The sequence below is a fragment of the Ferruginibacter profundus genome (genome assembly GCF_054783275.1).
Genome location: NZ_BAAGQW010000001.1, coordinates 2,157,662 through 2,182,664, shown reverse-complemented (window position 1 = coordinate 2,182,664; position 25,003 = coordinate 2,157,662). Strand labels below are relative to the sequence as shown.

26 protein-coding genes and 1 tRNA gene are annotated in these 25,003 nt (G+C 37.7%); 15 read left to right on the top strand and 12 right to left on the bottom strand.

What is annotated here, in order from left to right:
- Positions 1-320: 320 nt before the first annotated feature.
- Together ACYVM0_RS09260 and ACYVM0_RS09255 are read left to right on the top strand one after the other, a co-directional pair.
- A complete protein-coding gene (locus ACYVM0_RS09260; RefSeq protein ID WP_460555823.1) occupies positions 321-1,322 on the top strand; it encodes a hypothetical protein in 1,002 nt (333 codons plus the stop codon).
- 84 nt (positions 1,323-1,406) lie between these two features.
- Complete coding sequence (locus ACYVM0_RS09255; RefSeq protein WP_460555820.1) at positions 1,407-1,985, top strand: porin family protein; 579 nt, start codon at positions 1,407-1,409, stop codon at positions 1,983-1,985.
- Between the two features lie 60 nt (positions 1,986-2,045).
- On the opposite strand, the gene ACYVM0_RS09250 is transcribed toward ACYVM0_RS09255, so the two are convergent.
- The gene (locus tag ACYVM0_RS09250; protein WP_460555817.1) at positions 2,046-2,615 is read right to left on the bottom strand and encodes an L-threonylcarbamoyladenylate synthase; all 570 of its coding nucleotides are present in this window, start codon (positions 2,613-2,615) and stop codon (positions 2,046-2,048) included.
- Complete coding sequence (gene waaF / locus ACYVM0_RS09245) at positions 2,615-3,619, bottom strand: lipopolysaccharide heptosyltransferase II (protein ID WP_460555814.1); 1,005 nt, start codon at positions 3,617-3,619, stop codon at positions 2,615-2,617. The genes ACYVM0_RS09250 and waaF overlap by 1 nt, the downstream gene beginning before the upstream one ends.
- 68 nt (positions 3,620-3,687) lie before the next feature.
- On the opposite strand from waaF, the gene ACYVM0_RS09240 reads away from it, so the two are divergent.
- The 4 genes from ACYVM0_RS09240 (at position 3,688) to ACYVM0_RS09225 (ending at position 7,743) form a co-directional block, all read left to right on the top strand.
- Positions 3,688-4,494 carry a 2,3,4,5-tetrahydropyridine-2,6-dicarboxylate N-succinyltransferase gene (locus ACYVM0_RS09240; protein ID WP_460555811.1) on the top strand — a complete coding sequence of 269 codons (807 nt, stop codon included), beginning with the start codon at positions 3,688-3,690 and terminating at the stop codon, positions 4,492-4,494.
- 119 nt (positions 4,495-4,613) lie between these two features.
- Entirely contained in the window at positions 4,614-5,537 is a 924-nt protein-coding gene (locus ACYVM0_RS09235; protein ID WP_460555808.1) for a DMT family transporter, read from the top strand.
- 145 nt (positions 5,538-5,682) lie between these two features.
- Positions 5,683-5,766, top strand: a tRNA-Leu gene (locus tag ACYVM0_RS09230).
- Positions 5,767-5,925: 159 nt separating this feature from the next.
- The gene (locus ACYVM0_RS09225; protein WP_460555805.1) at positions 5,926-7,743 is read left to right on the top strand and encodes an NACHT domain-containing protein; all 1,818 of its coding nucleotides are present in this window, start codon (positions 5,926-5,928) and stop codon (positions 7,741-7,743) included.
- Positions 7,744-8,148: 405 nt separating this feature from the next.
- Here ACYVM0_RS09225 and ACYVM0_RS09220 read toward each other — a convergent pair whose 3' ends face one another.
- Complete coding sequence (locus ACYVM0_RS09220; RefSeq protein ID WP_460555802.1) at positions 8,149-8,919, bottom strand: anti-sigma factor; 771 nt, start codon at positions 8,917-8,919, stop codon at positions 8,149-8,151.
- Positions 8,919-9,536 carry an RNA polymerase sigma factor gene (locus ACYVM0_RS09215; protein ID WP_460555799.1) on the bottom strand — a complete coding sequence of 206 codons (618 nt, stop codon included), beginning with the start codon at positions 9,534-9,536 and terminating at the stop codon, positions 8,919-8,921. Before ACYVM0_RS09215 ends, ACYVM0_RS09220 begins: the two co-directional genes overlap by 1 nt.
- 173 nt (positions 9,537-9,709) lie before the next feature.
- Here ACYVM0_RS09215 and ACYVM0_RS09210 point away from each other — a divergent pair, with 173 nt between their 5' ends.
- The 6 genes from ACYVM0_RS09210 (at position 9,710) to ACYVM0_RS09185 (ending at position 15,130) form a co-directional block, all read left to right on the top strand.
- The gene (locus ACYVM0_RS09210) at positions 9,710-10,570 is read left to right on the top strand and encodes an alpha/beta fold hydrolase (RefSeq protein WP_460555796.1); all 861 of its coding nucleotides are present in this window, start codon (positions 9,710-9,712) and stop codon (positions 10,568-10,570) included.
- 162 nt (positions 10,571-10,732) lie between these two features.
- Complete coding sequence (locus tag ACYVM0_RS09205; RefSeq protein WP_460555793.1) at positions 10,733-11,728, top strand: YHS domain-containing (seleno)protein; 996 nt, start codon at positions 10,733-10,735, stop codon at positions 11,726-11,728.
- 36 nt (positions 11,729-11,764) lie between these two features.
- On the top strand, positions 11,765-12,250 hold the full coding sequence (locus ACYVM0_RS09200) for a GlcG/HbpS family heme-binding protein (protein ID WP_460555790.1): 486 nt from the start codon (positions 11,765-11,767) through the stop codon (positions 12,248-12,250).
- 20 nt (positions 12,251-12,270) lie between these two features.
- Entirely contained in the window at positions 12,271-13,944 is a 1,674-nt protein-coding gene (locus ACYVM0_RS09195; protein WP_460555787.1) for an SMP-30/gluconolactonase/LRE family protein, read from the top strand.
- 51 nt (positions 13,945-13,995) lie between these two features.
- Entirely contained in the window at positions 13,996-14,418 is a 423-nt protein-coding gene (locus ACYVM0_RS09190; RefSeq protein ID WP_460555784.1) for a DM13 domain-containing protein, read from the top strand.
- A 16-nt stretch (positions 14,419-14,434) separates the two neighbouring features.
- On the top strand, positions 14,435-15,130 hold the full coding sequence (locus ACYVM0_RS09185) for a Rossmann-fold NAD(P)-binding domain-containing protein (protein WP_460555781.1): 696 nt from the start codon (positions 14,435-14,437) through the stop codon (positions 15,128-15,130).
- Between the two features lie 58 nt (positions 15,131-15,188).
- Here ACYVM0_RS09185 and ACYVM0_RS09180 read toward each other — a convergent pair whose 3' ends face one another.
- From ACYVM0_RS09180 to ACYVM0_RS09145, 8 genes are all read right to left on the bottom strand, one after another.
- A complete protein-coding gene (locus ACYVM0_RS09180; protein WP_460555778.1) occupies positions 15,189-15,740 on the bottom strand; it encodes a hypothetical protein in 552 nt (183 codons plus the stop codon).
- A gap of 97 nt (positions 15,741-15,837) precedes the next feature.
- Positions 15,838-18,318, bottom strand: coding sequence for a peptidase associated and DUF5686 domain-containing protein (locus tag ACYVM0_RS09175; protein ID WP_460555775.1), 2,481 nt, complete (start codon positions 18,316-18,318; stop codon positions 15,838-15,840).
- A 40-nt stretch (positions 18,319-18,358) separates the two neighbouring features.
- A complete protein-coding gene (locus tag ACYVM0_RS09170) occupies positions 18,359-18,973 on the bottom strand; it encodes a TMEM175 family protein (RefSeq protein WP_460555772.1) in 615 nt (204 codons plus the stop codon).
- A 5-nt stretch (positions 18,974-18,978) separates the two neighbouring features.
- On the bottom strand, positions 18,979-20,100 hold the full coding sequence (locus ACYVM0_RS09165) for a hypothetical protein (RefSeq protein WP_460555769.1): 1,122 nt from the start codon (positions 20,098-20,100) through the stop codon (positions 18,979-18,981).
- Between the two features lie 14 nt (positions 20,101-20,114).
- The gene (locus tag ACYVM0_RS09160) at positions 20,115-20,843 is read right to left on the bottom strand and encodes an NRDE family protein (protein ID WP_460555766.1); all 729 of its coding nucleotides are present in this window, start codon (positions 20,841-20,843) and stop codon (positions 20,115-20,117) included.
- A complete protein-coding gene (locus tag ACYVM0_RS09155; RefSeq protein ID WP_460555763.1) occupies positions 20,831-21,331 on the bottom strand; it encodes a hypothetical protein in 501 nt (166 codons plus the stop codon). Before ACYVM0_RS09155 ends, ACYVM0_RS09160 begins: the two co-directional genes overlap by 13 nt.
- A 9-nt stretch (positions 21,332-21,340) precedes the next feature.
- Entirely contained in the window at positions 21,341-21,742 is a 402-nt protein-coding gene (locus ACYVM0_RS09150) for a DoxX family protein (protein WP_460555760.1), read from the bottom strand.
- Between the two features lie 20 nt (positions 21,743-21,762).
- A complete protein-coding gene (locus tag ACYVM0_RS09145) occupies positions 21,763-22,230 on the bottom strand; it encodes a YHS domain-containing (seleno)protein (protein WP_460555757.1) in 468 nt (155 codons plus the stop codon).
- Positions 22,231-22,587: 357 nt separating this feature from the next.
- Here ACYVM0_RS09145 and ACYVM0_RS09140 point away from each other — a divergent pair, with 357 nt between their 5' ends.
- From ACYVM0_RS09140 to ACYVM0_RS09130, 3 genes are all read left to right on the top strand, one after another.
- Entirely contained in the window at positions 22,588-22,917 is a 330-nt protein-coding gene (locus ACYVM0_RS09140) for a thioredoxin family protein (protein WP_460555754.1), read from the top strand.
- A 36-nt stretch (positions 22,918-22,953) separates the two neighbouring features.
- Positions 22,954-23,634 carry a Crp/Fnr family transcriptional regulator gene (locus tag ACYVM0_RS09135; protein WP_460555751.1) on the top strand — a complete coding sequence of 227 codons (681 nt, stop codon included), beginning with the start codon at positions 22,954-22,956 and terminating at the stop codon, positions 23,632-23,634.
- A gap of 107 nt (positions 23,635-23,741) precedes the next feature.
- On the top strand, positions 23,742-24,983 hold the full coding sequence (locus tag ACYVM0_RS09130; protein ID WP_460555748.1) for a glycoside hydrolase family 57 protein: 1,242 nt from the start codon (positions 23,742-23,744) through the stop codon (positions 24,981-24,983).
- Positions 24,984-25,003: the final 20 nt, after the last annotated feature.

Here is a 25,003-nt window from a genome sequence, read left to right as displayed (position 1 = left end):
TTTTGTGATAGCCACATGTTTGTTCCGGCATTCATTTACCGGATGTGTCATGCTTTGGCCGTTGGAGAACCCCGTTGGCTCCTGCAATTCAGCAGGACCTTCAGCGGTTGTTAGTGAGTAGTGAAACCTGATTGCAGCAATCCTCTTTCAACAGCAACTGAGCATGTCATGTAATTCTCAGTTATTAATAATTGGGCGCAAAGGTAAGGTTTTTAGCCGGTAAAACAATCTTAAGGGCAAAGTTTACGTTTTTAACCGGTAATTTACAAGCCGTTAAACTATTTTTGACCACCGCAGTCTTACAAAACCTACTTAATCTTATGCGCAAATTTTACCTGATTCTTGTTATAGCTGTTTGCAGTTGTTCCCTTTGTGTTGCCCAAACCGATTCGCTTTCTCAAAAAGATAAGGAAGCCCTGGACTCGATGCTGGCTAATGATGAGTTTTTAAAGATGATGAAGGACGGGCCAAAAAGTTCCTTTGACGTTAGTATTGGGGTTGGTAACGGGGCATTTAGTTCCCACAATAATGCAGCTAATGCCACCGGGGTGGATAATAAGATAATTTTTACGCCTTCATTAATGTACCGTACCAAAAGCGGTTTTAGTTTTGGGGTAACAGGTTTTTTAATAACAGACAGTACAGGTAGTTTGAATTTATACCAAACCGGTTTAAGTGCAGGATATGATTATACCGGCAAAACAGTTAATGCCGGAATTACTTATACCCGGTACCTGAGCGAAAAAAATAAATACAACAACAACTCTTTGTACCAAAATGACATTTACGGGTATATTAAAAAAGCGAAAGGAATTATACAACCCGGCCTGGCACTGGGGTTTGATAACGGAGCATATAAAGAAGCTGTTTTTGAAAGTTATAGCAAAAAAATACATCGCCTGTTACCATTGCCCAATGGCAGTGATACCACAATAGTTATTTCGGGGATTGATTCTACACATAATAAAACAAGCTATTTTTCAGTATCAGCCAATATTGAACATGATTTTAGTTTTTATAAGTTGTTTGATAAAGATGATGAACTTGATTTTGTACCCTCTCTTATCCTGAATATGGGAAGTGACCAGCTTACACAAACACACCTGAATAAAATCTTTGACAGAAAAGTATTGAGTAAAAGAAAAAAAATTGAAGCTTCAAATAAATTCCAGGTACAATCCGTTGCTGCTTCTTTCGACTTTAATTATGGCATCGGCAAATTCTCCCTGCAGCCAAATGTTTATTTAGATTATTACCTGCCTGAAACAACGGGTAAAAGATTCACTGCAATTTTTTCTGTAACCGCCGGTTTATCCTTTTAACTGATCGTCTTAACAAAATATTAGGCAGGCGGGGTTGCCGTTGGCATATTAGTTGAATATTAATCCGCAACTAAACATTTATTTATGAAAACAAAACTCTTATTAACCGCTGTAATCAGTATTATCAGTTTCAGTGCTTTTTCTCAAAGTTTAAAGATCGGGGCAAAAGGTGGTGCCACAATGAATAAACTAACCGGGCAAACTTTTAAGGAAGAGTTTTCTTATGGTTATCACATAGGTGGTTTTGCTACCATCGGGCTGGGTAAAAAATTCGCCATTCAACCCGAAGTATTGTTCAACCAGATCAATGTTGATACTTCCAGTAAATTCAGTTCTATATACCAGTTTAATAAGTTAGACAATGTGCAGCTGAAATACCTGACCATTCCTATACTTTTAAACTACAACGCCGGTAAACTTATCACGTTGCAGTTAGGGCCACAGTTTGGTATATTAATGAATAAAAGCAACACCTTTATTGAAAACGGAAAGGATGCATTTAAAAGCGGCGACTTCAGTATGCTGGGTGGTGTACAGTTGAATATTTCGCATTTTAAAGTATACGGCCGGTATGCAGTGGGATTAAGTAACCTGAACGATATTGATAATAAAGATAAATGGAAGAGCCAGAGTATTCAGCTGGGCGTGGGGCTTACATTATAAAATAACTACAGTACAAACAAACAATAATTCCCGGATGGTTTAAATACCTCCGGGATTTTTTTAAGAACGAATGATTTGTAAAGAGCCATCAGCCTGCCATTTTACAATAGCAGAAGGGGTTGCAGGCGTTACATCATCCTGCCGGTATTGCACTATATAATCAACACCATTTTGTATGGCAATATCAATATCTGCAAAAATAGTTGGCGGCGGATAGCCTGAAATATTTGCTGAAGTAGATACAATGGGTTTTTTAAAATTCCTGATCAGCTGTTTGCAAAAATCGTCTTTTACAATTCTTATAGCAGCGCTGCCATCTTTTGCAATTACATTTTTTGCAAGGCCGGTTGCTCCTTCATAAATAACAGTGGTGGGTTTATTGATCCCTTTTATGTAATCAAATATTTTTACATCAGGCTGTGTAATATATTCGGTAATTGTTTTTTCATCAGCTACTAAAACCACCATGCTTTTTTCATCAGTCCTTTGTTTTAACCTGTAAATTTCAGCTACAGCTTTTTCATTAGTGGCATCGCAGCCAATACCCCAGATGGTATCAGTAGGATAGAGTATAAGGCCACCGTTTTCTAAAACAGTAATGCACTCTTGTATATCGTTTGCAAACAGCATCAGTTATGCTTTTTATTTTTTAATACGGTAATTACATTTTGTACTACCAGGTTATCATCCAGCCTTAATAAACATTCCGGTGTGCCATATACTTTGCAGGTATTACTTACACAGGGTTCGCAAGGTAATGCACCCAGGCGAATGATGGTACGGTTGTGTTGATTATAAGGCGCTGTATTATTTTCGTTACCTGCACCAAATAAAACAATGGTATGCGTACCCAATGCGTTGGCAACATGTGCAGGCCCGCTATCTGTTGTAAGCATTACAGTACAGGAGCCCAATAAACTGATCAGTTCATTTAAATTGGTTTTACCAGCCATATTGCTGATATTATTTGTATTTTCCAGTGCAGTAAATACTGCTTCAACAAATGACGCTTCTTTATTACTGCCTGCTAAAATAATTTCATTGTCAATATTTTTTCTCAGCAGGTTAATAACGCTCACTGCTTTTTCTTTAGGTAATCTTCTTGAACCGGCTTCGGAATTTATATTTACGATCACCGCATTTTTATGTACAGCGGCATTACTTTTCAATTCAACCGGTGGTATTTTTATTTCTTTATTTAAAAACTGTTGCAGCAGATCAACATATTCCTCTACCCGGTGTATATTTTTTTTCTTTTGATAAGCATTGGTAAGTAATGCAGCACGTAATTCTTTTTTATACCCCACTCTTTTTTTTGCGCCAACTGCCAGGCCCATTACAGCAGATGATAAAGAATCGGGGAGGCAAAAGAAGATGTCGTATTTTTTTTGCTTTTGTATTTGCCTGCCAAATTTATAGGCACCGGTTAAACCGGGATATTCTTCTTTATTAAAAATAAAACACCGGTTATGGGCAGGAAAATAATCTGCTAAGAAAGCGATCCCTTTTTTTGCGATTATATCAATTGCTGCACCAGGATATTGCTGCTGCACCGCTTTTACAAAAGCAGTACTCATTACCATGTCTCCCAGCCAGTTGGGCAAGCGAATTAATATGTGTTGTGCCTGTTTCAATATCAATTAATATACACGGCTGCAAAAATCAACTATTTTATTTATTATGTTTGCAAAAATTTTAAAAGATGAAAGACTTGATATCAGAAGCCTGGAGTAACAGGGAATTGCTGAAAAATGAGAAATATTCAGATGCTGTACGTGCAGTGATTGAAGAAGTGGATAAAGGACGTTTAAGGACAGCCTCTCCCACCGAAAACGGGTGGCAGGTAAATGAATGGGTAAAACAGGCTATACTGATGTACTTTGGTATTCAGCAGATGCATACCTACACCTTACCTCCGTTTGAGTTTTATGATAAAATGAAATTGAAAAGTGATTACGCCGGTTTAGGTGTACGTGCGGTGCCGCATGCGGTGGCAAGATATGGTGCTTACCTGGCCAAAAATGTAGTGCTGATGCCCAGTTATGTAAATATTGGTGCTTATGTAGATGAAGGTACCATGGTGGATACCTGGGCTACGGTAGGCAGTTGCGCACAGATTGGCAAAGGCGTGCATTTGAGTGGCGGTGTTGGTATTGGTGGTGTACTGGAACCATTGCAGGCCAGCCCTGTTATTATTGAGGATGGTTGTTTTATAGGCAGCCGTTGTATTGTGGTGGAAGGTGTAATAGTTGAAAGGGAAGCGGTATTAGGGGCCAACGTGGTATTGACACAATCTACAAAGATCATTGATGTAAGCGGCGCAGAACCTGTTGAAATGAAAGGAAGGGTGCCTGCAAGGAGTGTGGTGATACCGGGTAGCTATACCAAAAAATTTCCTGCAGGCGAATATGGTGTTGGTTGTGCATTGATCATTGGCCAGCGTAAAGCCAGCACTGATTTAAAAACCAGTTTGAATGATGCGTTGAGGGATTTTAATGTGAGTGCATAACACCATCCCCGGAAGGGTGCAATTACCAACTGGCATTTTGTTTTCGCAACAGCATTTTTAAAGAAAGTTGACCTATTATTTTCTAAACCCCGGTACTATTCGTCGGGGTTTTATTTTTCATGAATAAAGAAGCTAAAATAAAAATTTCTGCTGCAGGATTTATAGTCACTTTTATAGGTGCCGTTTTATTTTCTACCAAAGCAGTAATAGTAAAAAAGGCATTTGCTGATATAAAAACAGATGCATTGAGTTTACTGGCGGTGCGGATGATATGTGCGGTACCTTTTTACCTGGTGATTGCTTTTTATAAAACCAACCAGGGGGAAAATAAAAAACTCACCATTAAACAATGGTGGTTTTTAATTGTGCTGGGCTTATCGGGGTATTATATCAGCAGTTTTTTAGATTTTGTGGGGTTGCAATATATTTCTGCAGGGCTGGAGCGGCTGATCCTGTTTTTGTATCCCACCATTACCATGCTCATTACTACATTGTTTTTTAAGCAAAAGGTTTCAACGGTGCAAAAAATGGCATTACTGTTAACGTATGCCGGTACTGCCATTGCATTTTATGGCGAGCTGAAACTGGATACCGGTAACGTTAACTTTTATTATGGCAGCCTGCTCATTTTTTTATGTGCCATTACCTATGGTTTTTTTGTAGCCGGCAGCGGGCAGTTAATTCCGCAGATAGGCGCCACAAAATTCACCGCCTATGCCATGACGGTTGCTGCAGCTGCGGTATTGCTGCATTTTGTAATGAATGGCAATTTTACAGTGATAGAATCGGGCAGTACAAAATTCTGGCAATACGGGATCTTTCTTGCAGTGGTGGCCACTGTTATTCCATCCTTCCTCATCTCCGAAGGGCTGAAGAAGATGGGCTCCAATAATGTGGCCATTGTTTCCTGTATTGGGCCGGTATCCACTATTATACAGGCCCACTTTATTTTGGGCGAACAAATTTTTACCGCCCAGATCGTTGGAACCATACTGGTAATTGCCGGGGTGGTGATGATTGGCTGGAAAAGAAATGAGATATAGTTTTTTGGAGAGCAATTTTAATTTACATTTGCAGCCCGTAATCGTTAATTGGTGTACCGGTTAACTGGTTTATTGGGTAGTTCTTCAGTTTGCCGGGAGCTTTTTATTAAGGTTTCCACGTAACTGCTAAACAAATTAACCAAAAGCCCAGATGGCGAAATTGGTAGACGCACTGCCTTCAGGTGGCAGCGTTCGCAAGGATGTGCAGGTTCGAATCCTGTTCTGGGCACAGATAAACACTTAAAAGCTTTGATAGTATTGACTCTCAAGGCTTTTTTTATTTTAGGGGACATTAACGGGGGACATATAAAGTATTATTTTAAAGTTTTTAATGATATATTGATTATATTTATTTTCAATACGAATTTGTAAATAAATTTTAATAGTTATGGAAGAGAAATTAATAAAGGTAATAATTGAAGCATTTATTAAACAATTGGTTTCTGAAAGTAAAAATATTTTCAATTCACTTTACGATGAAGGGAAGCAATTTCTAGGTAAATCTGTGAAGAAATATCTTGAGAAACACAAAACTAAATTTTCAAGCTTTAAAACACTATTAAAAGGTAATACACCGGTGTATCTCTACGATATCTATTATCCAATAAATTTAAATCAGGACCATAAGAAAACAATTGACACAAGTAATATAAAAAATTTATTTGCGGATGGTAATTATGTTACTATAATTGGAGATGCAGGAAGTGGTAAAAGTACTTTAATCAAGCATTTATTTCTCAACTCAATTAAGGAACAATTTGCGTTGCCAATTTTAATTGAACTTAGATATTTAAATGGAACAAATGGTAATATCGAAGAATTTATCTGTGAGCATGTTTTCGAAAATAAATTATCCGTAAATGGTAAAATTCTTGAGAAATTATTTGAAAAGGGAAAATTTGTATTTTTTCTTGATGGCTTTGATGAATTGAACTCTGATATTAGAAATCATGTGATCAAGAGTCTGAATTTGTTTATGTCAGCATACGATGAGAATAAATTTATCTTGACGTCAAGGCCTTACTCTAATATCGAGAGCCTTTCGGTTTTTAGAAATTTGCACATAAAGAAATTAGAACCTAAAGAAATTAATGAGTTTATAGAATTACAATTGAAGGGGGAAAAAGAGCTGGCTAAAAAAATACAGCTTTCCATTAAGGAAAGTAAAAGTTCTTATATAGAAAGTTTCTTAGCAAACCCTTTACTACTTACATTATACATATTAACATTTCAAACATACGCAGAAATCCCTGATAAGAAGTATATTTTCTATAGAAGAGTTGTAAATGCTCTTTTTTCTGAACATGATAGTAAAACAAAACTGGGGTATATCCGTGAAAAGAAATCACAACTGAATCAAGAACAGTTTGAAGAAATTCTTAAGGCATTTAGCTTGTTAAGTTATTTTGATGAGCATTTTTATTTTGATTTTGATTATGTTAATTCGACATTCAAAAAAATAAAACAAAGAATAAAATCGATCAATTTTGATAATTCAAATTTAATCGATGATTTAAAATCTGCGGTTGCATTATGGGTTGAGGATAACGGTAAGTATTCATTTGTACATAGGTCGTTACAAGAGTATTTTGCCGCATCTTTTATAAAGAACCTAAACCCCGAAGAAAATGAAAGGGCGTATAAAAAAATGATTGAAAGATTTAGTAAAACCGAAAAAAGACTATCAGAGTACAGCAATTTTTTATCGTTATGTAATGAAATGGATGAAATTAATTTTTACACGTTTTATTATCTACCCCTTTTAAAAGAACTTAGAAGTAATCTTGATAACAGTAGCCGAGATAGCTTAGTTAAATCATTTATTTTATACTTTACTGATAAAGTAAAATTTGTGAAGCAAATAGATGGTAAAAATGAAGAAATCTATAAAAATATTCATATAAGAAACGAAGTTTATCGAACGATTTATTTGCATTTAGACTATACCCAACAGCTATATGATGAGCTGAATGTCGTATTAGATAAATTATGGGATGGGTTAGTATTTGATGTTCCTAAGGCTGGTGAAGCAAGAATTGAGATAATTCTAGACGTTGAAAAGGATATTTTAAAGCATTGTACGGATAGTGCCTTTTATAGAGCTTCAAATGCGATTTTACTTTTTGTTGAAAAGGAAATTGTTGAAAAGGAGCGTAAAATACAACAATCACTCAAAACAGATAAAGATTTAATAGATTTAATCTAACCGCTTTAATATGAAGAGGAGTTAATTTATAGTAATTAACCCCTCTTTATAAATTGTTATATTTACTCTGTTTTAACGGGACATGGTAGAATATTATAAACAGAACATTTGAGGCAATGAATTAAATAGTGTTTGTCTTTTTCATACCAGTCAAAGTTGAATTTTTCATCTTCTGGTAATTGTTCAAACTCTATTATTTGAGCATTTAATATACAAGGTTCACAAACCTTGCATTGTTCTTTTAGTGCTTCAATTGCGGTCATAGTAAAGCATTGGTATTGGGTTGAAAAAAATACGGTTCTTTCAGTAATTTACAAAAGACAATAAGGATACAGCATAATCTCTGTGCAGTAATTTTATGTAGCAATAAATTCCTGTAAAATTAAAAGGGCAGAACAATAAGCACTAAATCTTACCGTATAAAAAAGTTTTATCGGCAGAAGGAATTTGATTGTTGCCGATATTTTCCAGGGTTACGCTAAATGCAGTTGCGCCTTCGGGTACATTGGCCAGTTCAATAAAACGGTCACGGATCTCATCATGCACCATGCCCACGTTAACCGGCTTATTATTTACCATTGCCCAGAGCTGGTATTTTTTATCTTCGGGAGAAGGAATCAAATGATGGATCATAATATATGCCTTGCCTGTTTTTTTATCCCAGTACATAGTGCAGCGGCAGAGTGTGTAAGGTGCCACACCATACATAGCCACAGGAGTAATGGCAGGATTTTTCAGTACGGCATAATCAGCAGCAGGTAACGAACTGTCTTTGTCTTTTGCTGCCAGGGCCAGTTCCTGCGCCTGCATTTTTTTATACATGGTAAAATTATACATGCCACTGATACCTAATAACAAAACAGCCGTTGCCGCAACCGGCATCATCCAGTTTATTTTTTTTGCTGCAGGCGGTTTAGTGTTGATGCTGATGACCGGTGCAGGGGTTTGTAAGTTTTGCAGGGTTTGTAAAATTCTTTTATCAGTAGCTTCGCCGGGCTCTTCAGTACCGCTTTGCAATAAGGTATTTTCAAATACTTTTTCAAATTCAATAATCGCAACATGCAATTCGGGATATTGCGGACGCAACAATTCCAGCTCCGCTTTTTCTTCGGGCGAACAAATACCCATCACATACATTTCAATAATGCCCGACGATATGTAATTGTTAATATCCATTATACAAATTGTTTGCGCAATTCTATCAGCGCATTTCTTAATCTTGTTTTTACGGTACCAACCGGTATGGTTAAAATTTTGGCGATCTCTTCATGTGTAAAGCCATTAAAATAAGAAAGTTCCAACACATTTTTATATTCTTCTCTCAGCAGGTGTACCTGTTTTCTTAAACCGATCTGGTTAATATTCTGGCTCAGGTTATCTTTCTCATCCACATAAGTAACGTAATTGTCGAACGAATCGTTTTTTTGTTCGGATTTAAACGCCTTGCTCCTGGTGGTATTGATGGCACAGTTACGGGTTACATTAAACAGCCAGGTAAATAAACGTCCTTTGGAAGCATCGTATTTATCAATGTTTTTCCAGGCCGTAATAAAAGCTTCCTGTAGCACATCCTGTGCAATTTCCTTATCTGCAATAACCTGGTTAATAACAGTAAACAAAGCCGCTTTGTAATTGGTATACAGGTATTCAAAAGCATTGTTATCATGCTTTTTAAGCGCTGCTATCAGATCGTCTTCGGTATATGTTTTTATTGCTGTCAAAAAAAAATGGGAACTGGTTGCCGGTTGTAAAAGTAAATCGTATGCAGGGTTTAAAAAAATATCTTTATTCATGAAAAAGGGGAGCTCATTTTTATGAATAATGTCGGTTGGCTTACAATGGTTCTGCATTTTTTTACAGGGTGTACCTGCCAGCATTTTTCCAATCAGATCAATAAGGCAGCTTATGTATGGATTAATGTAAGATGCCCGACAATTCCGGTAAAATCCTTCCGTAGTTTTAAAAAATGAAATGGAGAAAAATCATGAAGCGATCATTTTTAATAATGGGGATATTATTATTTATATGGGTTATTGCAGCACAGAGTTGTATGCAATTCAGGATAAGTGATACGGAAGCAAAAGCGGATTTTAAAAAGGCAGGCGTAAGCTTAACTACTACCACGGTTAAAATTAACAACGCCGTCATGCATTATGCTAAAACAGGTAATGATACGTTGCCAACAATTGTTTTTGTACACGGTTCGCCGGGAAGCTGGGAAGCATTTGCCCGGTACATGCAGGATAAAGAGCTGTTGCAGAAATTCCGGATGATTTCAATTGACCGTCCGGGTTTTGGTTATAGTGATTTTGGCGAGGCCAGGCATTTAGCGGCACAATCAGCATTGATCAGCCCCTTATTTAAAATATGGCAAAACCATAAACCAATGTATTTAGTGGGGCATTCTTTAGGTGGCCCGATGATCATACAATTGAATGCAGACAATCCCGGCCTTTTTGACGGGCTTGTTCTGCTGGCAGGATCTGTAGACCCTGCAGAAGAAAAAAGTGAATCGTGGCGCTATGTTCTTGATGCAGGCGTATTCAGGTATTTAGTACCGGGTGCCATGCGGCCGAGTAATACTGAATTAAAATTCTTTAAAAAAGATGTATACAGCTTGCAGGATAAATTTGCGATGGTACAATGCAAGGTATTTATTGTGCATGGAATGAAAGATTCGCTGGTTCCGGTGGGTAATGCCAGCTATGCACAAAAGAAATTAATTAATGCAGCTTCTGTTAATCTTACATTGATACCAGGTGCCAATCATTTTATACCCTGGACCCAATACGAGACCATAAAAAAAGTTTTGCTGGAGTTGTATTAAATTTTCAATTCCATAATAGCTATTTAGCATCATCAATAAAGTGATGGTTGCAAAATGCCCGACAAATGCCGGGTATTTTTATTGCACAAATGGCCGTAATGTAAAATGCCCGACAGGCAAGGCTTTTAACCTGTTGTTTATTTGTACTCAAAAAATAAAGTCATGAAACAGTTTACAAAAACGCCGAAGACATTAAAGGCCATTTCTTATTATCGTAATGCTAAAACAAATAAACTTACTATTATTTTAAAAGTGTGTTTTGCCTTATGCCTTGTGTTTACGGCATTGGGCAGCGTACATGCACAGGGTAATGCGGCTACCTATTTCAACAACCTGAACGATAAAGGAGTGATATTGGATGGCTACGACCCAGTGGCATTTTTTACCGATAATAAACCGGTATTGGGAGATGCAAAATTTCAATATACTTATGAAGACGCCATCTATTATTTTGCTTCTCAGGAACATGAGGATTTATTTAAAACCAATCCCGAAAAATATAAACCGCAATTTGGTGGCTGGTGTGCCTATGCGGTTTCATTAGGCCGTGTGGCTCCGATTATCATTAATACATTTTCGATTGTTGATGGCAGGCTGGTGATACAACATAACGAACGTGCTGTAAAAGGCTGGAACAAAGATGTAGCAGGGAATTTAGCTAAAGCAGATAAATACTGGCCTAAAGTTGCTGCCAAACATGGCAAACAAATTACGACAGATGAAGAGAAGAATTATTTAAATAATGTTGACAAAGAAGGCGTGATACTACAGGGTTATGACGCAGTATCCTATTTCACCGAAAAAAAAGCTGTATTGGGGAATGAAAAATATTTTGCCCGCTACAACGGTGCTACTTATTGGTTTTCTACAGAAGCTAATGCCAATATGTTTAAAGATCACCCGGAGATGTTTGCCCCGCAATATGGTGCTTTTTGCGGCTATGCTATGAGCCTAGGTAAATTAAGACCGATCGATCCCACCATATTTCAAATAGAAAATGGTAAGCTGTATTTGCAACATTCACAAGATGCGTATAAAAGATTTAATAAAGATGTAAACGCAAGCATTCAAAAGGCTGATGAGTACTGGCCAAAAGTAGTAGCAAAAAAAGCCGGAAAATCAGTAGAGTTTGATGAACCTGCCAAAACAATGGATTAATCAATAATTATTATTTCAAACTTTTAAAGTATAGCCATGAAATTTTTACAACAACATTTCCCTTTGTTATTGATTGCTGCAGTTATTTTTTCAATACCGGCAAAAGCACAATTAATAACCCAAAAAACATTATCTCTTGAGGCATCAAAAAAAATTGTTGCAGCTGCAGTAGTTTATGCAAAAGAAAAAGCAGCCCCTGGCGGAGCAATTGCAGTAGTAGATAATGGCGGTAATTTAATTTATTTAGAACGCCTTGATGGAACATTTGCTGCAGCATCGGAAGTGGCGATAAAGAAAGCCAATACTTCCGCACTGTTTAAAGCGCCTTCTACAAAACTGGAAAATGCTATAAATGGCGGCAGGCAGGCATTGATCACTGTCGGGCATACTTTTTTACAAGGTGGTATTCCAATAATAATTGATGGGCAGGTTGCAGGTGCTGTTGGTGTAAGCGGCAGTGCAAGTGCACAGCAGGACGAAGACATTGCGATTGCAGGAAGCAAAGCCAACATCAGCAATTAATATTTTCTAAAACTACTGTTATGATAAAGATATATTCCATTTTAAAAATTTACCTGGTCATTCTTATTGTTCTTCTGTTAACAATGATATCATTTAAATTATTTGCACAGGAAACAAGGCAGCTGGCCATAGATAAACCCAATGCTATTGCCGATTTAAAAACAACAACCGGCGCAGCATTGGTAAATGCAACATGGTTTGTGCAGGCGGCTCATATTAATACAGCCGAGTTCAGGTTGCCGGGGACAATAAAAAATGGCGGGCCACTGGCATTGTATCCTACCGGAGAAATAAATAAAACCAATATCATTCGTCCGCAAATTGGTGATGCTGATTTTGATGCAGCCTTTAAAATGGTTAATCCCAATGATCTTGAATTAAGAGAAGGCAGCGGTTTAGTTTCTTTTGTATGGTATAAAGTTGAACTTACCATTCCTGAAACAATCGGGAAACTAAAAACCAACGGTGCTACTGCCGTGTTTGAAATTACTGTTGATGATTATAGCGAAATATGGGTGAATGGAAAACAAATGCAGGGATTTGGACAAACGGGCAATGGATTAATAGCAGGATATAATACCCGTAACAGAGTTATTTTAACCAATAATGCAAAGGCGGGCGAGCATTTTTCAATTGCAATATTGGGCATTAACGGACCTATTGGAAAAATTCCCGAAAATTATATCTGGGTTCGTAATGCCGTTGTTGATTTTTATAAAGACGGATTACCTGCTAATAAAGACTGGAAAAATATTGGAAAGATTTTCACTATCGATGAAAAATTAAACAGCATTATTACACCCGGCAGCAACATTGAAAAAGTTGCTGACGGGTTTTCTTTTACAGAAGGACCGGTGTGGCATCCTGATGGTTACCTGTTATTCAGCGATCCCAATACAAACACTATCTATCGTTACAATCCTGCCAATAATAATATAACTATTTACATGTCACATTCCGGTTACACCGGTGCTGATATTGGCGACTTCGGGCAACCGGGGAGTAACGGTTTAACCATTGATAAGGAAGGAAGATTAATTGTAGACCAGCATGGCAACAGGAGAGTTATAAGATATGAAAAGAAAGGGCCGGTTACCATTTTAGCTGACAATATTGACGGGAAAAAATTTAATAGTCCTAACGATGTAGTGTTAAAAAGTGACGGCACCATTTATTTTACTGATCCGCCTTATGGCCTGCCCGGTTTTTTTACTGATGCAAAAAAGGAATTGGATTATTCAGGAGTGTTTATGGTGAAGGAAGGAAAAGTTACGGTAGTATCAAAAGACCTGGGTGGGCCAAACGGGCTGGCATTTTCTCCCGATGAAAAATATTTTTACGTTACCAATTGGGATATAAGAGATATTCACCACACCAAAACATTGTGGCGTTACGAAGTAAACACGGATGGTACATTAAAAAACGGCAAGATTTTTTTCGATTTTAGTTTTACCGAAGATGACGAAGCATTGGATGGAATGAAAGTGGATAGGGAAGGAAATTTATTTGTGTCTGCACCGGGTGGCGTGTGGATATTATCGCCGGAGGGAAAATTATTGGGCAAAATTGTAACTCCGGAACGTGCCGCCAACATGGCCTGGGGTGATGCAGATGGAAAGACCTTGTATATGACAGCGCATACCAGCTTGTACAAAGTACGTGTGAACACCGGCGGCAAATTCAGCTGGCAGTAACTAAACTTTTCAGTTACCGGATACGTATATGAGTAAACCAAATTAGATGTTATGAAAAAAATCACCCCGGTTCTCGCCTTAATTTTTATTATTTTTTTATCCTCCTGTAAAAAAAATAATACCCCCGAAGTAGTGTTAAATGAAATGGCAGATAGTACTGCAATGTTGAATTATACCGGCATGTTTGCCAGTGGCCCTTACGGAACAGTGAGTGGTGAGGCGAAAATTTTAAAAACGGATAGTGGCAATGTGCTGAAGCTGATGAGTTTTAGCAGCAGCAACGGCCCCGACCTGAGGGTTTATATAGCAAAAGAAATGTACCCGGTAACATTCATTGATCTGGGTGCTTTAAAAGCCACAGGAGGTAACCAGGTTTATAGCATTACCGGTACAGTTAATTTTTCAGAATATAAATACGCATTGATACATTGCCGCCAGTACAATCATTTATTTGGATGGGCTTTGTTGCAATAATTTAAAATACCGAACAATGGCAAGCAAGACTGTAGTCGTAACCGGTGCTTCAGGTAATCTGGGGCAAGCTGTAGTAAAAAAGTTTTTATCAGAAGATTATAATGTGGTGGGAACAATAGTACCCAATGATCCTGTATTGTTTGATATTGATAATAATAAGCTGGAGAAAATAATTGTTGACCTGATGAATGAGAATGATGCCGGTCAATTTGTACATAACATAATTGCAAAGTATGGAGGTATTGATGCGGTAGTATTAACGGTAGGTGGATTTGCAATGGGCAGTTTAGACAATACAAAAACAGCCGACATACGAACACAATACCAGCTGAATTTTGAAACGGCTTACAATATTGCCCGCCCTGTTTTTGTACAAATGCTGCAGCAAAAAAATGGCCGGATATTTTTAATCGGCTCAAAGCCCGGCCTGAGCGCTGATAATAGCAAGGGTATGATTGCTTATGGTTTAGGGAAGTCATTAATTTTTCGTTTGGCAGAATTGATGAATGCAGAAGCAAAAGGCACAAACGTGGTTACCAGCGTTGTTGTAGCCGGCACCATTGATACAGCACAGAACCGGAAAGCCATGCCTGGTGAGGATTTTGACACATGGGTAAAACCCGGTGTAATCGCTGACGTTATTTATTTTTATTGTACAGCAGAAGCCGCTGCAGTAAGAGAGTCCGTAATAAAAATTTACAATAACGGATAGCCGGGTACAACAATAATTTTGAGTTGCCGTTTGATAAACTTATCAAACGGCAATTTTTTTATTGCACAGGGATGGCTGAAAAATTACCATCAACAGTAATCTGATACCTGTTATAGGGATCGTTGGGTATAATGCTGAATTCAAGATCCTGTACCGAACCACTTATTTTCTTTGTAGCTGTATCGTAGGCAAAATTTACTATTCCATGGGAAGGGAAAAATAAATTTTCTGAGACTGTGTTGGCAACTTCGTTACGGAGTGTAACACGGATAGTTGCCTGGTCCCGTGGAAAACTATAGCTGCCAACAATGCCCTCTGCTGTAGTTTGCCTGTTAAAAGTAAAGCTTAATCCAAATGTTGCCAGTGTATGTGTTGTACCCACCGCACCAAGGTTTACTAAAAATTTATTGCTGCCGCCGTCATTGATCAATTGGCCATAGGAAGTGGTATTGAAAGCTCCGCTCCGGTCTCTTTTGGTTTCCATGCTGCCATCTTTGTAAAATGTTGTAGCAGCTAAATTCACCTGCGCACCATCGGCAGGGGTCTTATTTTTTTTACATGATACCAGCGCAATTGTAATAACAGATAAAAACAGAATTCTCTTTTTCATTTTTTTTAGTACAAAATTCTGTAGTTTTTAAAATGGTAATTGTCAAAATGATGACAAGCAGTGAAGCCGGTAAGTTAAAATTTTCTGAAAGAAGTTATTACAACTGTATTTTAAAACTTCCGAATATGCCAAAGCGATTTGCTTTAATAACAGGCAATGGCCGTGGCGATAATCGCCATACCAGATCGAGGCGTAGTACTTTAAATATATTGTCGATGCCGGTACCGGCTTCTAAGTATAATTTTTTATCTAATGCAGTAAAACTATGTTCGGGGGTATAGTTTAATAATTTGTTTGCACTACTTAAATCACCGGTTACACCTTTAATATTCCAGAATTGACGAAACTTTAGTTTTCGTGTTAAAGGGATAAAGCGAAATATTCCATTGCCTGCATTGTGTTCCAGTGAAAAACCAGCATACCTGTCACTAATATATTCGTACCTGTTCATCAGGTTAAAAGCATATTTATTAAAATAGTAGGTTTCATTACCAGGATGTACTTCCAGCAACGGATAGGGTAGTGTGCCGAATACTTTTCCGGCAAACACATTGTAGCTTAATTTGCCAAATGGGGCTACTGAAATTTGCTGGCTTATACTTCCTGCAATTTTCTGGTAATTGTTACTGCTGTTGAGTATGCCCTTAATGCCGGCAGTAAATTCTACTTCTCCAACAGGATATGGACTTCCTAAGCTGTAACGGAAAAAATTAGTACTGTAAAATTTTTCAATGTAGGCAAAACGGAATTTTACTGAGGCTTCCGTGGTAGTTAAAGGATCACCCGAAGTGACAGGAAAAAATGTTTTACCAGGTATATTTTTTAAAGGATCGTAAGATTTGTGCAGCAAGCCAAATGTTGTAGAAAGGCCGATCCTTGTATCTCTTACGTATTCCAATTTTAACTGTGACAGATTAATGAATTTTATAGGAATGCCATTCTTACGTACTGCAACTGCCAACACATTGTCGGCAGGAATATCGGTGTTGTAGTGTTGCGTACGGTCGAGATCGTTCAGATACGAAAGATGCAAAGTTTGCCAGGGATTCTTTTTTAATAACCACAACGCTTCTCCCATTCCTTTAAATTGCTGATCCCCTGATCCATATGCAAGATAGCCGTGCAGCCATATTTTTTTGCTGAAGTATATGTTGGTGCCTAAATCAAAGCGCAATCTTGTACCTTCCCACGCATTGCCACTGATCCACGTAAACCATGGGCCAATTTGAAATTTGCCGATATTTTTATACCCTGTAGTTAAAAAATATAAAGTGCTGTAATATTTTTTGTAAGCCGGAGCATGTTGCAATGAATCTATCATTACATAAATTCCATTTTCAGTTTTGGTTAATGGTTCTGTACGTGCACTATCCCAATTAATATTTTTATTGCGAATTAATTCAGGTACTTCCACTTCTTCCACTACTTTGTTTTTTGCTATCACCGGGGCAACAGCATTTGTGTTTACCACCACTTTTTCATAAGTAGTGGTTTTTCGTGCAATGAAACCTGTGGTTTTACTGCCTATCGGATTAAGATTTACAATAAATTTGTCCTTACTTAAAAACCAGGTGCTGTCGTTGATCATTTTAAACTCCTGCACTAAACTTAATTTATCTACATAATTAATATTAGCCTCTTTATTGATATGCAGTATAACTTTTTGCACTGCAAACGTAGTATCGTGTATCCAGCAATCGCCGCCAAAGGTATTTTCCCCGGCATGTTTGGGAATAAAAACGAGGTGCAGTAATTTTCTTCCTGCTACTCTTTGTGTATCTGCCAAACGATAGTCGTAATAAGTATCGCCATTATCGTTAAGCGGACTTATGAATTCTTTATCAAACACAGGGATGTAATTGGCGTAGATAATAATGTTCTGGTAAAGGCCACCAAGGTATTTGGTAATACTTTCATTTTTAATACCGCTTACTTTATTGGCCAGGATGATTTCTCTGGTACGATGTGGATTCTTCTGGAAATAATAATCGGATAATGTTTCTGAAAAGAATGCAGGAAGAATGGGCTTTTCCTCTGAGACCGTATCAATATTGTTGGCAATAAAGGCAAACGGTTTTAGTAGCCGGCTCTTTTCAATTTTTTGTTTGTTTACATTGTTGATATCCAGCTCTAATTTATTGTACACCCTGTAGGTGAAATTGTCATGCTTAAAAATATTGTTGCTGTCTTTATGCGCTACTACTTTTTTCCACAGATACCAACCTCGGCTGTGTTTTTGTTTCGATCTAATCACCACTTCGGCACTGGCATTACCTGCCTCAAGAGCGGCTAAAATATCAACAGTGTCCTTATCTTTTGGAATAATAATACAGAAAGGTTTATAACTGATACTGGTAATAAGCAATGTATCAGAAGGCCATTTGCTTAGCCTGAATATAAAGGCACCGGAAGAATCGGTGGTTTTACCAATGCCTGTATTTTTAAACTGTACACTGGCAAAAGGCAAAAATTCATCAGAGTGGCCGTCTTTTACAAACCCTTTGATCACTTTTGTTTGAGCAGCGAGAGAGTTGACAAAAATAACAGAAAGTGAAAGCGTTATAATTCTTTTGATCATTGTTCTGTTTGCTGTTAGTTAAAGTTTTACCTCAATAATATTAGCCCATCGCTATCCAGTATATCCACATAACAAAGCTTAATGCCAATGCCGTCCACGGGCTAAAAAAAGCAACCGCCATAATTATGCTGTTGCAGAGTAAACCCAGGTTTTCGTTTTTTGTAAAGGTTTTTATTTCCTGTTCTGTTATTTCCTGTACCAATAAACTTCTTTTACTTGCCGCCGCAAACCAAAGCAAACGAAAGGCAAGGCTTATGAGAACAAAATAGCCTGTATAAAAAATTGCGGCCGTTTTAAAGGCCCCTGTTAATAAAAACAAGCCTAATGTTTTTGTAGGAAAAGGAACCAATGCCACCAGCATCAGCAACACCCCGTTGCTTATCATGACAAAGCTGTTGGTGGTATTTATTTTTTTAAAGAGACTGTGATGCCCGATCCACGCCAGCAGCACATTAATAAAACTGGTTACATACGCTAATAAAATCGGCCACTTATGCAGCAGCGCTATAGTAAGACTTTTATTTGTCATTCCGGCCTCCACTTCAATTCCGATTTCGATAGATAGTAAAGTAACTGCAATGCAAAAAATACCATCGCTGAAAGTTTCAATGCGTATGGTTTCTTTTTGTTGCTGTATGCCGGGGGACGTATTCATCTGTGTCAGGTAAAAAGGATATCCGGCAATTGAAAATGCACTGTAGTCTCCGGCTTTGTCTCTTTACTATTGTGCTGTGCCCTGATCAGTTTTACATAATTGCGGTTATCCCCGAACATTTTTTTTGCTTCAGCAAAACGCATATAAGGTATTTGCATTTGCCGGTGATTGATGCGACTGATCTTAGCCAATATTTTCCAATGCCTGATGATTTCCTTCCAGGCATAAAAAACAGAATGCTTTGGATCGTACATGTGCGTGGGCTCGCTACCGGCGCCATTCAATTCAATGATGGAAATGTTTTTCCCCTGTTCCAGTTCTTCCCAGGTATTATACCGAAGGTCTATCCGGCCAAAGTAAAAACCATTTACCTGTTTGCAGATCGTATCAATGGCAGCTTCTGATTTTTCGTTGATCAGGTGACTGGCATCGATGAACTTAGCACCCCTGGCGTGATTGCCATAAGGTACCAGTAATTTAATTTCTCCTTTAGATAATACCTGCTGCAAAACAGTACTGCTGGTGGCTTTAAGAAACGGAATTTGTAAAATAAAACGTTGGTCCCTTTGCAATAATTCTTCAACAGTGGCAATACCATCCCCGGTTACAGATAAAAACTCTTTGCTTACGATGCCGGAAATATGCCCCTTAGTTTCTCCCGGATAGCGGTAATAGAATATCCCCACTTCGTTTTCCAAATGAATAAATTCCTGTATTAAAAAATCAACCTGTGAAGATTTTGCATAAGCAATGACATCCGTTTCGGTTTCTAATTTTTTTACTGCAATGCCCTGCATACCAATATCAGGCTTACCAATTAAAGGGTATGTAAAATTATTTTCTGTCACCTGCGCTAAAATTCCGGCGGCATTGTTATCGTTTTTAAATAATAAGGTACGGGGATAATAGCCGGATGGTAACAAATCGTAAATTTCTTTTTTTGATTCCATTAAAAAACCCCCGTTTTTTATTGTTGGGTTAGCGGTATTAAAAAAGAAAAAACTTTTGTTGCGGATACCTAACAGTACCCAGTAAAAATATATGGGACTGTATACAACAGCAAATGGCCAGTACTCCCAGTTAAATAATTTTATAAAAAAAGGAAGTTGCAATATTTTCTTTATCATGCTCATGCTGTTTGTTATGCTACTTTTTGTAAATGGCCAAAGGCGAATTGTTGTATTGTGACTGAATTGTTTTTTAAGTCGATATATTGCATTTTGCCTGAGTATTTTTCAAGTTCGATACCCGTAACACTTACGGTAATCATTTTTCCATCACGGTTCATCACCAGGTCATTATTACTATCTCCATCACCTGTAAATTGGTGAAATTGTAAAATATCTTCCAGTGTTGGGCTTGGTTTTTTATTTAACCATTGGATAAACCAGCTTTCTCTTTTTGTTACCACATCCTGTTCGTACAGTGTTGATGAACTCCAGATATATGGCCTGTTGTTTTTTAATTGTTTGCAATGCTTTTGCTGTCCGTCCCAGCGGCACTCGAACAAACTGTTGTTTTCAAAAATGATCATAGTAAATGGCTCTATATGGTGGAGATTAATTTTAGTAAAGGCAAAGCAAGGCCTTGCTGCACCAATAATGTCCAGGAAAATAATCCCCCTGCTTAAACGATAAGGCGGCTGGGAAATATGTTTTGTAAAAGCTCCATTTAATAAAACTGCGGCATTACCGTTCTGGCTGATACTAATCCAACTGCCACCGGCCTCTGCATCTTTGGGATATACCAGGCCACTTCCGTTTCCCCAATATATTGCAGGCGGGAATGCCGCTTTACGCAACACTTTCTCATCTCTGTTGGAAGTGAGATAGAATTTATCCTTCGTTGGTATAAAACTTACTGTGCACATGCCTGGCGGTATTTAATGGTGGATGCAGCTACTCCGAAATCTGCGGGCACAAGGATGTCTGACACTTCTGTAATACCCACTCTGATTAATGCCATGTGATGCACTGTATGCTCAAGATTGTAAGCTATTTCACGATAATAATTAGTTGCAATCGAAATACAATCTTCGGACTGATCATCAAAGCTTGCTTCCAGCTTCAGATCTTTATTGGCTTTATCCAGTGTGAGGTAAATGGATCTTAAAAGTGCGCCGGCGAAATTTTTATCCGTTTCAATTGCGTAGTCTCTTTTTCTTTTCTCATAGTTCACAATACCTGTGTGGTAACCATTATCCAGGCAAATGAATAGCTCAATAATATGCCTTACATGCTGGCCAATAGAAGCTCCAAATAAAATTTTACTGGGCCTGCAGTATTGCTCGCAGGTTAATTGTTCCAGCGATTCGCTGATCTGTACAAATACGTTTTGAATGGACTGTTGCAGTTGCATATAGTTGGCTTAATTAAATTTCAAAATTGACTTTGTGGTTGCCACCAGCTGCTGCCGGAAAATTACCAGCAGTATTGCTGACGACACCAAAACAATTAGTGCATATACAAATAATTGTCCGCCATCGTTTTTTACAACCACACCTAATTTTGTAAGGTGGAAAAAAATTGCTCCTGCCATTAATCCGATAGCGAGCAAAGCGCCGTATGGTGTCGTTTTAGGATAAAGAATCAGAATAGCGGCTATCAGTTCCATGATGCCAATACCAATTCTGCCCCATGGCTCCATACCAATTTGTGTAAAAATGTATACCGATTCTTCCGCTGCTGTAAATTTGAAGAATAGCGTTTGCAATAAAATAAGGGCAGCCAGTAAACGCAGTATCCAGGTGCCGATGGTTGAAAATGTCATGACGGTTATTATAAAATTTTTTAGTGAAATATTTTGATCCAGTTAGCATCGGCATTTTTCTTCAGGGTAGCCTCATCTTTATTCCAGTCTTTAAGGGTATTGTTAAAAAACTTGTTATAAAAAAGATAGAGTTTACCCCCAACAATCTTATAAGTCTCCGGGTCGATACTTACTTTTTCGCCTTTGGCCCCCATGGCATAGGCGCACCAGCCACCATACTCCGGCAAATATTTAGATGGGTTTGCTTTAAATAATTCTTTGTTACCTGTAGAAGAAAAATAGTAAGTAGCACCCTGGTGGTATACTGCAAGGTCTTTGCTTCCCTTTACCGCTTTGTTGGAAGTAAAATAAGCTACAGGGTCGTAACCTTTTATTGCTATACCATCATCAAGATTAAAATGTTTTTTGTTGAGTGCAGTTGCATCCTGGGCAAAACTGCTGATAGTGGCAGAGATTAAGAAAGCTGTTAAAAACAAAATTGATTTCATGTAATTGATTTTTTATTACACAAATGTAGCTGGCGGTGTGCCGGGCCTCTGTCGGGTACATGACAGAAAAGTAAAATGACAGTAGACAAGAGAAATAGAAAATGGCTACAGCTATAACCTGCCTGCTTAAAATAATTTACGCCGGATAGGGTATTGAATACAGTATTGGGAATCCATTCCCAATATGTTGTGACTTTCCCAATATGTTGTGAAAAATGGAGTGGATAAATCTTCTTGTTGCGTTTTATTGAAATTAATAAAACCCTTTACAGTAAAGGGTTTCAGGAGCTAAAAAGGGGCCTGGTAAAATATGGCATCCCGTTTGGCTATAACAATTGTGCCAAATAAAAAAGCAATATGAAAATAGTAGCAGATAAAAAAGGATTTACAGAAAAGATCTTAAACGAACAGGGAATACAGGTAGTTAAGTTTTACGCAGATTGGAGCGGCCCCTGCCAGATGATGGCCCCGATTTACAAAGAACTATCGATGAATTATAGCAGTAGTGTCGGCTTCTTTACAGTTGATGTGGAGGAATCACCCATGTTAAAAGCAGAGTTAGGTGTTATAGAATTGCCAACAATACTATTTTATAAAAACGGAATTGTAATAGATTTTGTAAATGGGATGATATCAAAAAATGCACTGATTGCAAAAATAGAAAACGCCATTAATCAAAAAAGCTGACTATAATTTATTTAACCAAACTTAAAATATCAAGCCATGCACACAGAAATTAAGTTTTTGTATTTGAAACAACACGAAGTTACTACCGGTTTAACTGATACACAGATTTTGGAGATGACTGAAAATGTAAAAGTTAAAAATGTAAATAAGGGAGAAAGTATTTACATGGAAGACGGCTTTGAAAGCAGGGTTTATCTTTTAGTAAAAGGAAAAATTAAAATTTCTGAAATTGACGACTGCGGTGATGAACTGATAAAAGAAGTTTTAACTGCTACGGATATCTTTGGAGATGTGGCATTAAACGGCGGCATTTCTGATGATGAGTTTGCAGAATCATTTACAGATAATACAGTGATCTGTTCTTACCGCTCGGCAGATTTTAAACTGCTGATGCAATCAAATCCCGTTCTGGCCATGAATTTTGTGCAACATATCAGTGCCAAATTCCGCAGGTTAGAAAGCCGTCATTCCAACCTCGTATTTAAGGATGCCAAAAGCAGGTTAATAAGTTTTTTTAAAGACTGGGCTAACCGGGAAGGCAGCAGGGATGGTGATAAAATAAAACTCAATAATTATTTAACGCATAATGATATTGCAGGCATAATATCTACATCACGCCAGAGTGTTACTACTTTACTGAATGAATTAAAAGACAACGGCCTGCTGTACTACAACCGCAAGCATATTGAAATTAACAGCCGCTACCTGGTAAACTGATTTTATTGTAAACTGCCTTACAAATAATGTTTAACATGGTTGCTAGTTTTGCATTGTATTTTTTAAACACTAATTCCCGACTATTAGTTTTAGTAAGCTGACATTTTATGCCTTCAATAAGTTTTTGCTTCAGAGTACATCAACCTTACCGGTTGAAACAGTATGAATTTAAAGATATAGACGTGTTGCATTGTTATGATGACGAAGACGCCAACATGGCAGCAATAAACAAAGTTGCAGATGACTGTTATTTACCGGCAAATAAAATAATACTCAGCCAGATAGCAGCAACCGGTGGAAAATTTAAAGTGGCATTTTCTATAAGCGGCACTGTACTGGAGTTATTGCAATTGTATCGCAAAGATGTTATTGCTTCTTTTAAAGAACTGGTAAAGACCGGCTGTGTGGAAATACTGGCTGAAACTTATCACAATTCTTTAAGCTGGCTGCATTCTAAAAATGAATTTGCATTGCAGGTTGAAAAACACAGCTTGCTGATCAGGGAATTGTTTAACACAACACCAACGGTTTTCAGAAATACCGAATTGATTTATAATAATGAACTGGCGCAATTTATTGCAGCGGCTGGTTACAAAGGAGTGCTCTGCGAAGGGTTATCGAGGATATTAAACGGAAGAACAACTAATCAAACCTATGCTTGTCCAGGCAATGGCGATTTCGGCGTATTGCTGCGCAACATGGAGTTATCGGATGATATTGCTTTTCGTTTTGGCGCCACCGGCTGGAGCCAGCATCCGTTAACAGCCCAAAAATTTGCCGACTGGATACATGCGCATACTGCTGCAGATACCTGCAACATTAATTTATTTTTTGATTATGAAACATTCGGTATGCATAAAAATGCAGGCACAGGTATTTTTGAATTTTTACAACATTTACCTGCAGCGATATTAGCCAACCCCGATTTTTATTTTACAACACCAACAGCCGCATTGGAAAATTGCTATCCGAAAGATGTTTATGATGTGCCGGAAACCATATCGTGGGAAGATAAAAATAACGACTGTTGTTTGTGGGGAGAAAATGTAATGCAACATAATACGATCAGGAAAATCTACAGCCTGGAAAATATGGTGCTGAAAAGCGGCGATGAAAAAGTAGCTGCTACCTGGAGAAAATTACAAACCGTGGATTATTTTTATTTTATGTCGGCCCATCAGCGATGTGAGGGAGATGCTTATCATTTAATGAACCCTTTCAGCTGCCCCGGCGATGCTTTTAAAACCTACAGCAATATTTTAACAGATTTTGAAATCTCAATGATCAAAACAGGTTTGCAGGATAATGTTCACAAATTTTCCCATTCAGCACAATCGGTTCTTTATTAAATAACTCTTATTATAAAAAC

Bases quoted from the DNA above. Each gene is read 5' to 3' on its own strand.
- ACYVM0_RS09140 (WP_460555754.1), top strand. From the start codon at position 22,588: ATGAAAATAGTAGCAGATAAAAAAGGATTTACAGAAAAGATCTTAAAC.
- ACYVM0_RS09160 (WP_460555766.1), bottom strand. From the start codon at position 20,843: ATGTGCACAGTAAGTTTTATACCAACGAAGGATAAATTCTATCTCACT.
- ACYVM0_RS09195 (WP_460555787.1), top strand. From the start codon at position 12,271: ATGATAAAGATATATTCCATTTTAAAAATTTACCTGGTCATTCTTATT.
- ACYVM0_RS09145 (WP_460555757.1), bottom strand. From the start codon at position 22,230: ATGAAATCAATTTTGTTTTTAACAGCTTTCTTAATCTCTGCCACTATC.
- ACYVM0_RS09130 (WP_460555748.1), top strand. From the start codon at position 23,742: ATGCCTTCAATAAGTTTTTGCTTCAGAGTACATCAACCTTACCGGTTG.
- ACYVM0_RS09175 (WP_460555775.1), bottom strand. From the start codon at position 18,318: ATGATCAAAAGAATTATAACGCTTTCACTTTCTGTTATTTTTGTCAAC.
- ACYVM0_RS09165 (WP_460555769.1), bottom strand. From the start codon at position 20,100: ATGATAAAGAAAATATTGCAACTTCCTTTTTTTATAAAATTATTTAAC.
- ACYVM0_RS09205 (WP_460555793.1), top strand. From the start codon at position 10,733: ATGAAACAGTTTACAAAAACGCCGAAGACATTAAAGGCCATTTCTTAT.
- ACYVM0_RS09170 (WP_460555772.1), bottom strand. From the start codon at position 18,973: ATGAATACGTCCCCCGGCATACAGCAACAAAAAGAAACCATACGCATT.
- ACYVM0_RS09260 (WP_460555823.1), top strand. From the start codon at position 321: ATGCGCAAATTTTACCTGATTCTTGTTATAGCTGTTTGCAGTTGTTCC.
- ACYVM0_RS09180 (WP_460555778.1), bottom strand. From the start codon at position 15,740: ATGAAAAAGAGAATTCTGTTTTTATCTGTTATTACAATTGCGCTGGTA.
- ACYVM0_RS09210 (WP_460555796.1), top strand. From the start codon at position 9,710: ATGAAATGGAGAAAAATCATGAAGCGATCATTTTTAATAATGGGGATA.
- ACYVM0_RS09220 (WP_460555802.1), bottom strand. From the start codon at position 8,919: ATGGATATTAACAATTACATATCGTCGGGCATTATTGAAATGTATGTG.
- ACYVM0_RS09240 (WP_460555811.1), top strand. From the start codon at position 3,688: ATGAAAGACTTGATATCAGAAGCCTGGAGTAACAGGGAATTGCTGAAA.
- ACYVM0_RS09155 (WP_460555763.1), bottom strand. From the start codon at position 21,331: ATGCAACTGCAACAGTCCATTCAAAACGTATTTGTACAGATCAGCGAA.
- ACYVM0_RS09135 (WP_460555751.1), top strand. From the start codon at position 22,954: ATGCACACAGAAATTAAGTTTTTGTATTTGAAACAACACGAAGTTACT.
- ACYVM0_RS09190 (WP_460555784.1), top strand. From the start codon at position 13,996: ATGAAAAAAATCACCCCGGTTCTCGCCTTAATTTTTATTATTTTTTTA.
- ACYVM0_RS09150 (WP_460555760.1), bottom strand. From the start codon at position 21,742: ATGACATTTTCAACCATCGGCACCTGGATACTGCGTTTACTGGCTGCC.
- ACYVM0_RS09185 (WP_460555781.1), top strand. From the start codon at position 14,435: ATGGCAAGCAAGACTGTAGTCGTAACCGGTGCTTCAGGTAATCTGGGG.
- ACYVM0_RS09250 (WP_460555817.1), bottom strand. From the start codon at position 2,615: ATGCTGTTTGCAAACGATATACAAGAGTGCATTACTGTTTTAGAAAAC.
- ACYVM0_RS09235 (WP_460555808.1), top strand. From the start codon at position 4,614: ATGAATAAAGAAGCTAAAATAAAAATTTCTGCTGCAGGATTTATAGTC.
- ACYVM0_RS09200 (WP_460555790.1), top strand. From the start codon at position 11,765: ATGAAATTTTTACAACAACATTTCCCTTTGTTATTGATTGCTGCAGTT.
- ACYVM0_RS09255 (WP_460555820.1), top strand. From the start codon at position 1,407: ATGAAAACAAAACTCTTATTAACCGCTGTAATCAGTATTATCAGTTTC.
- ACYVM0_RS09215 (WP_460555799.1), bottom strand. From the start codon at position 9,536: ATGAATAAAGATATTTTTTTAAACCCTGCATACGATTTACTTTTACAA.
- ACYVM0_RS09225 (WP_460555805.1), top strand. From the start codon at position 5,926: ATGGAAGAGAAATTAATAAAGGTAATAATTGAAGCATTTATTAAACAA.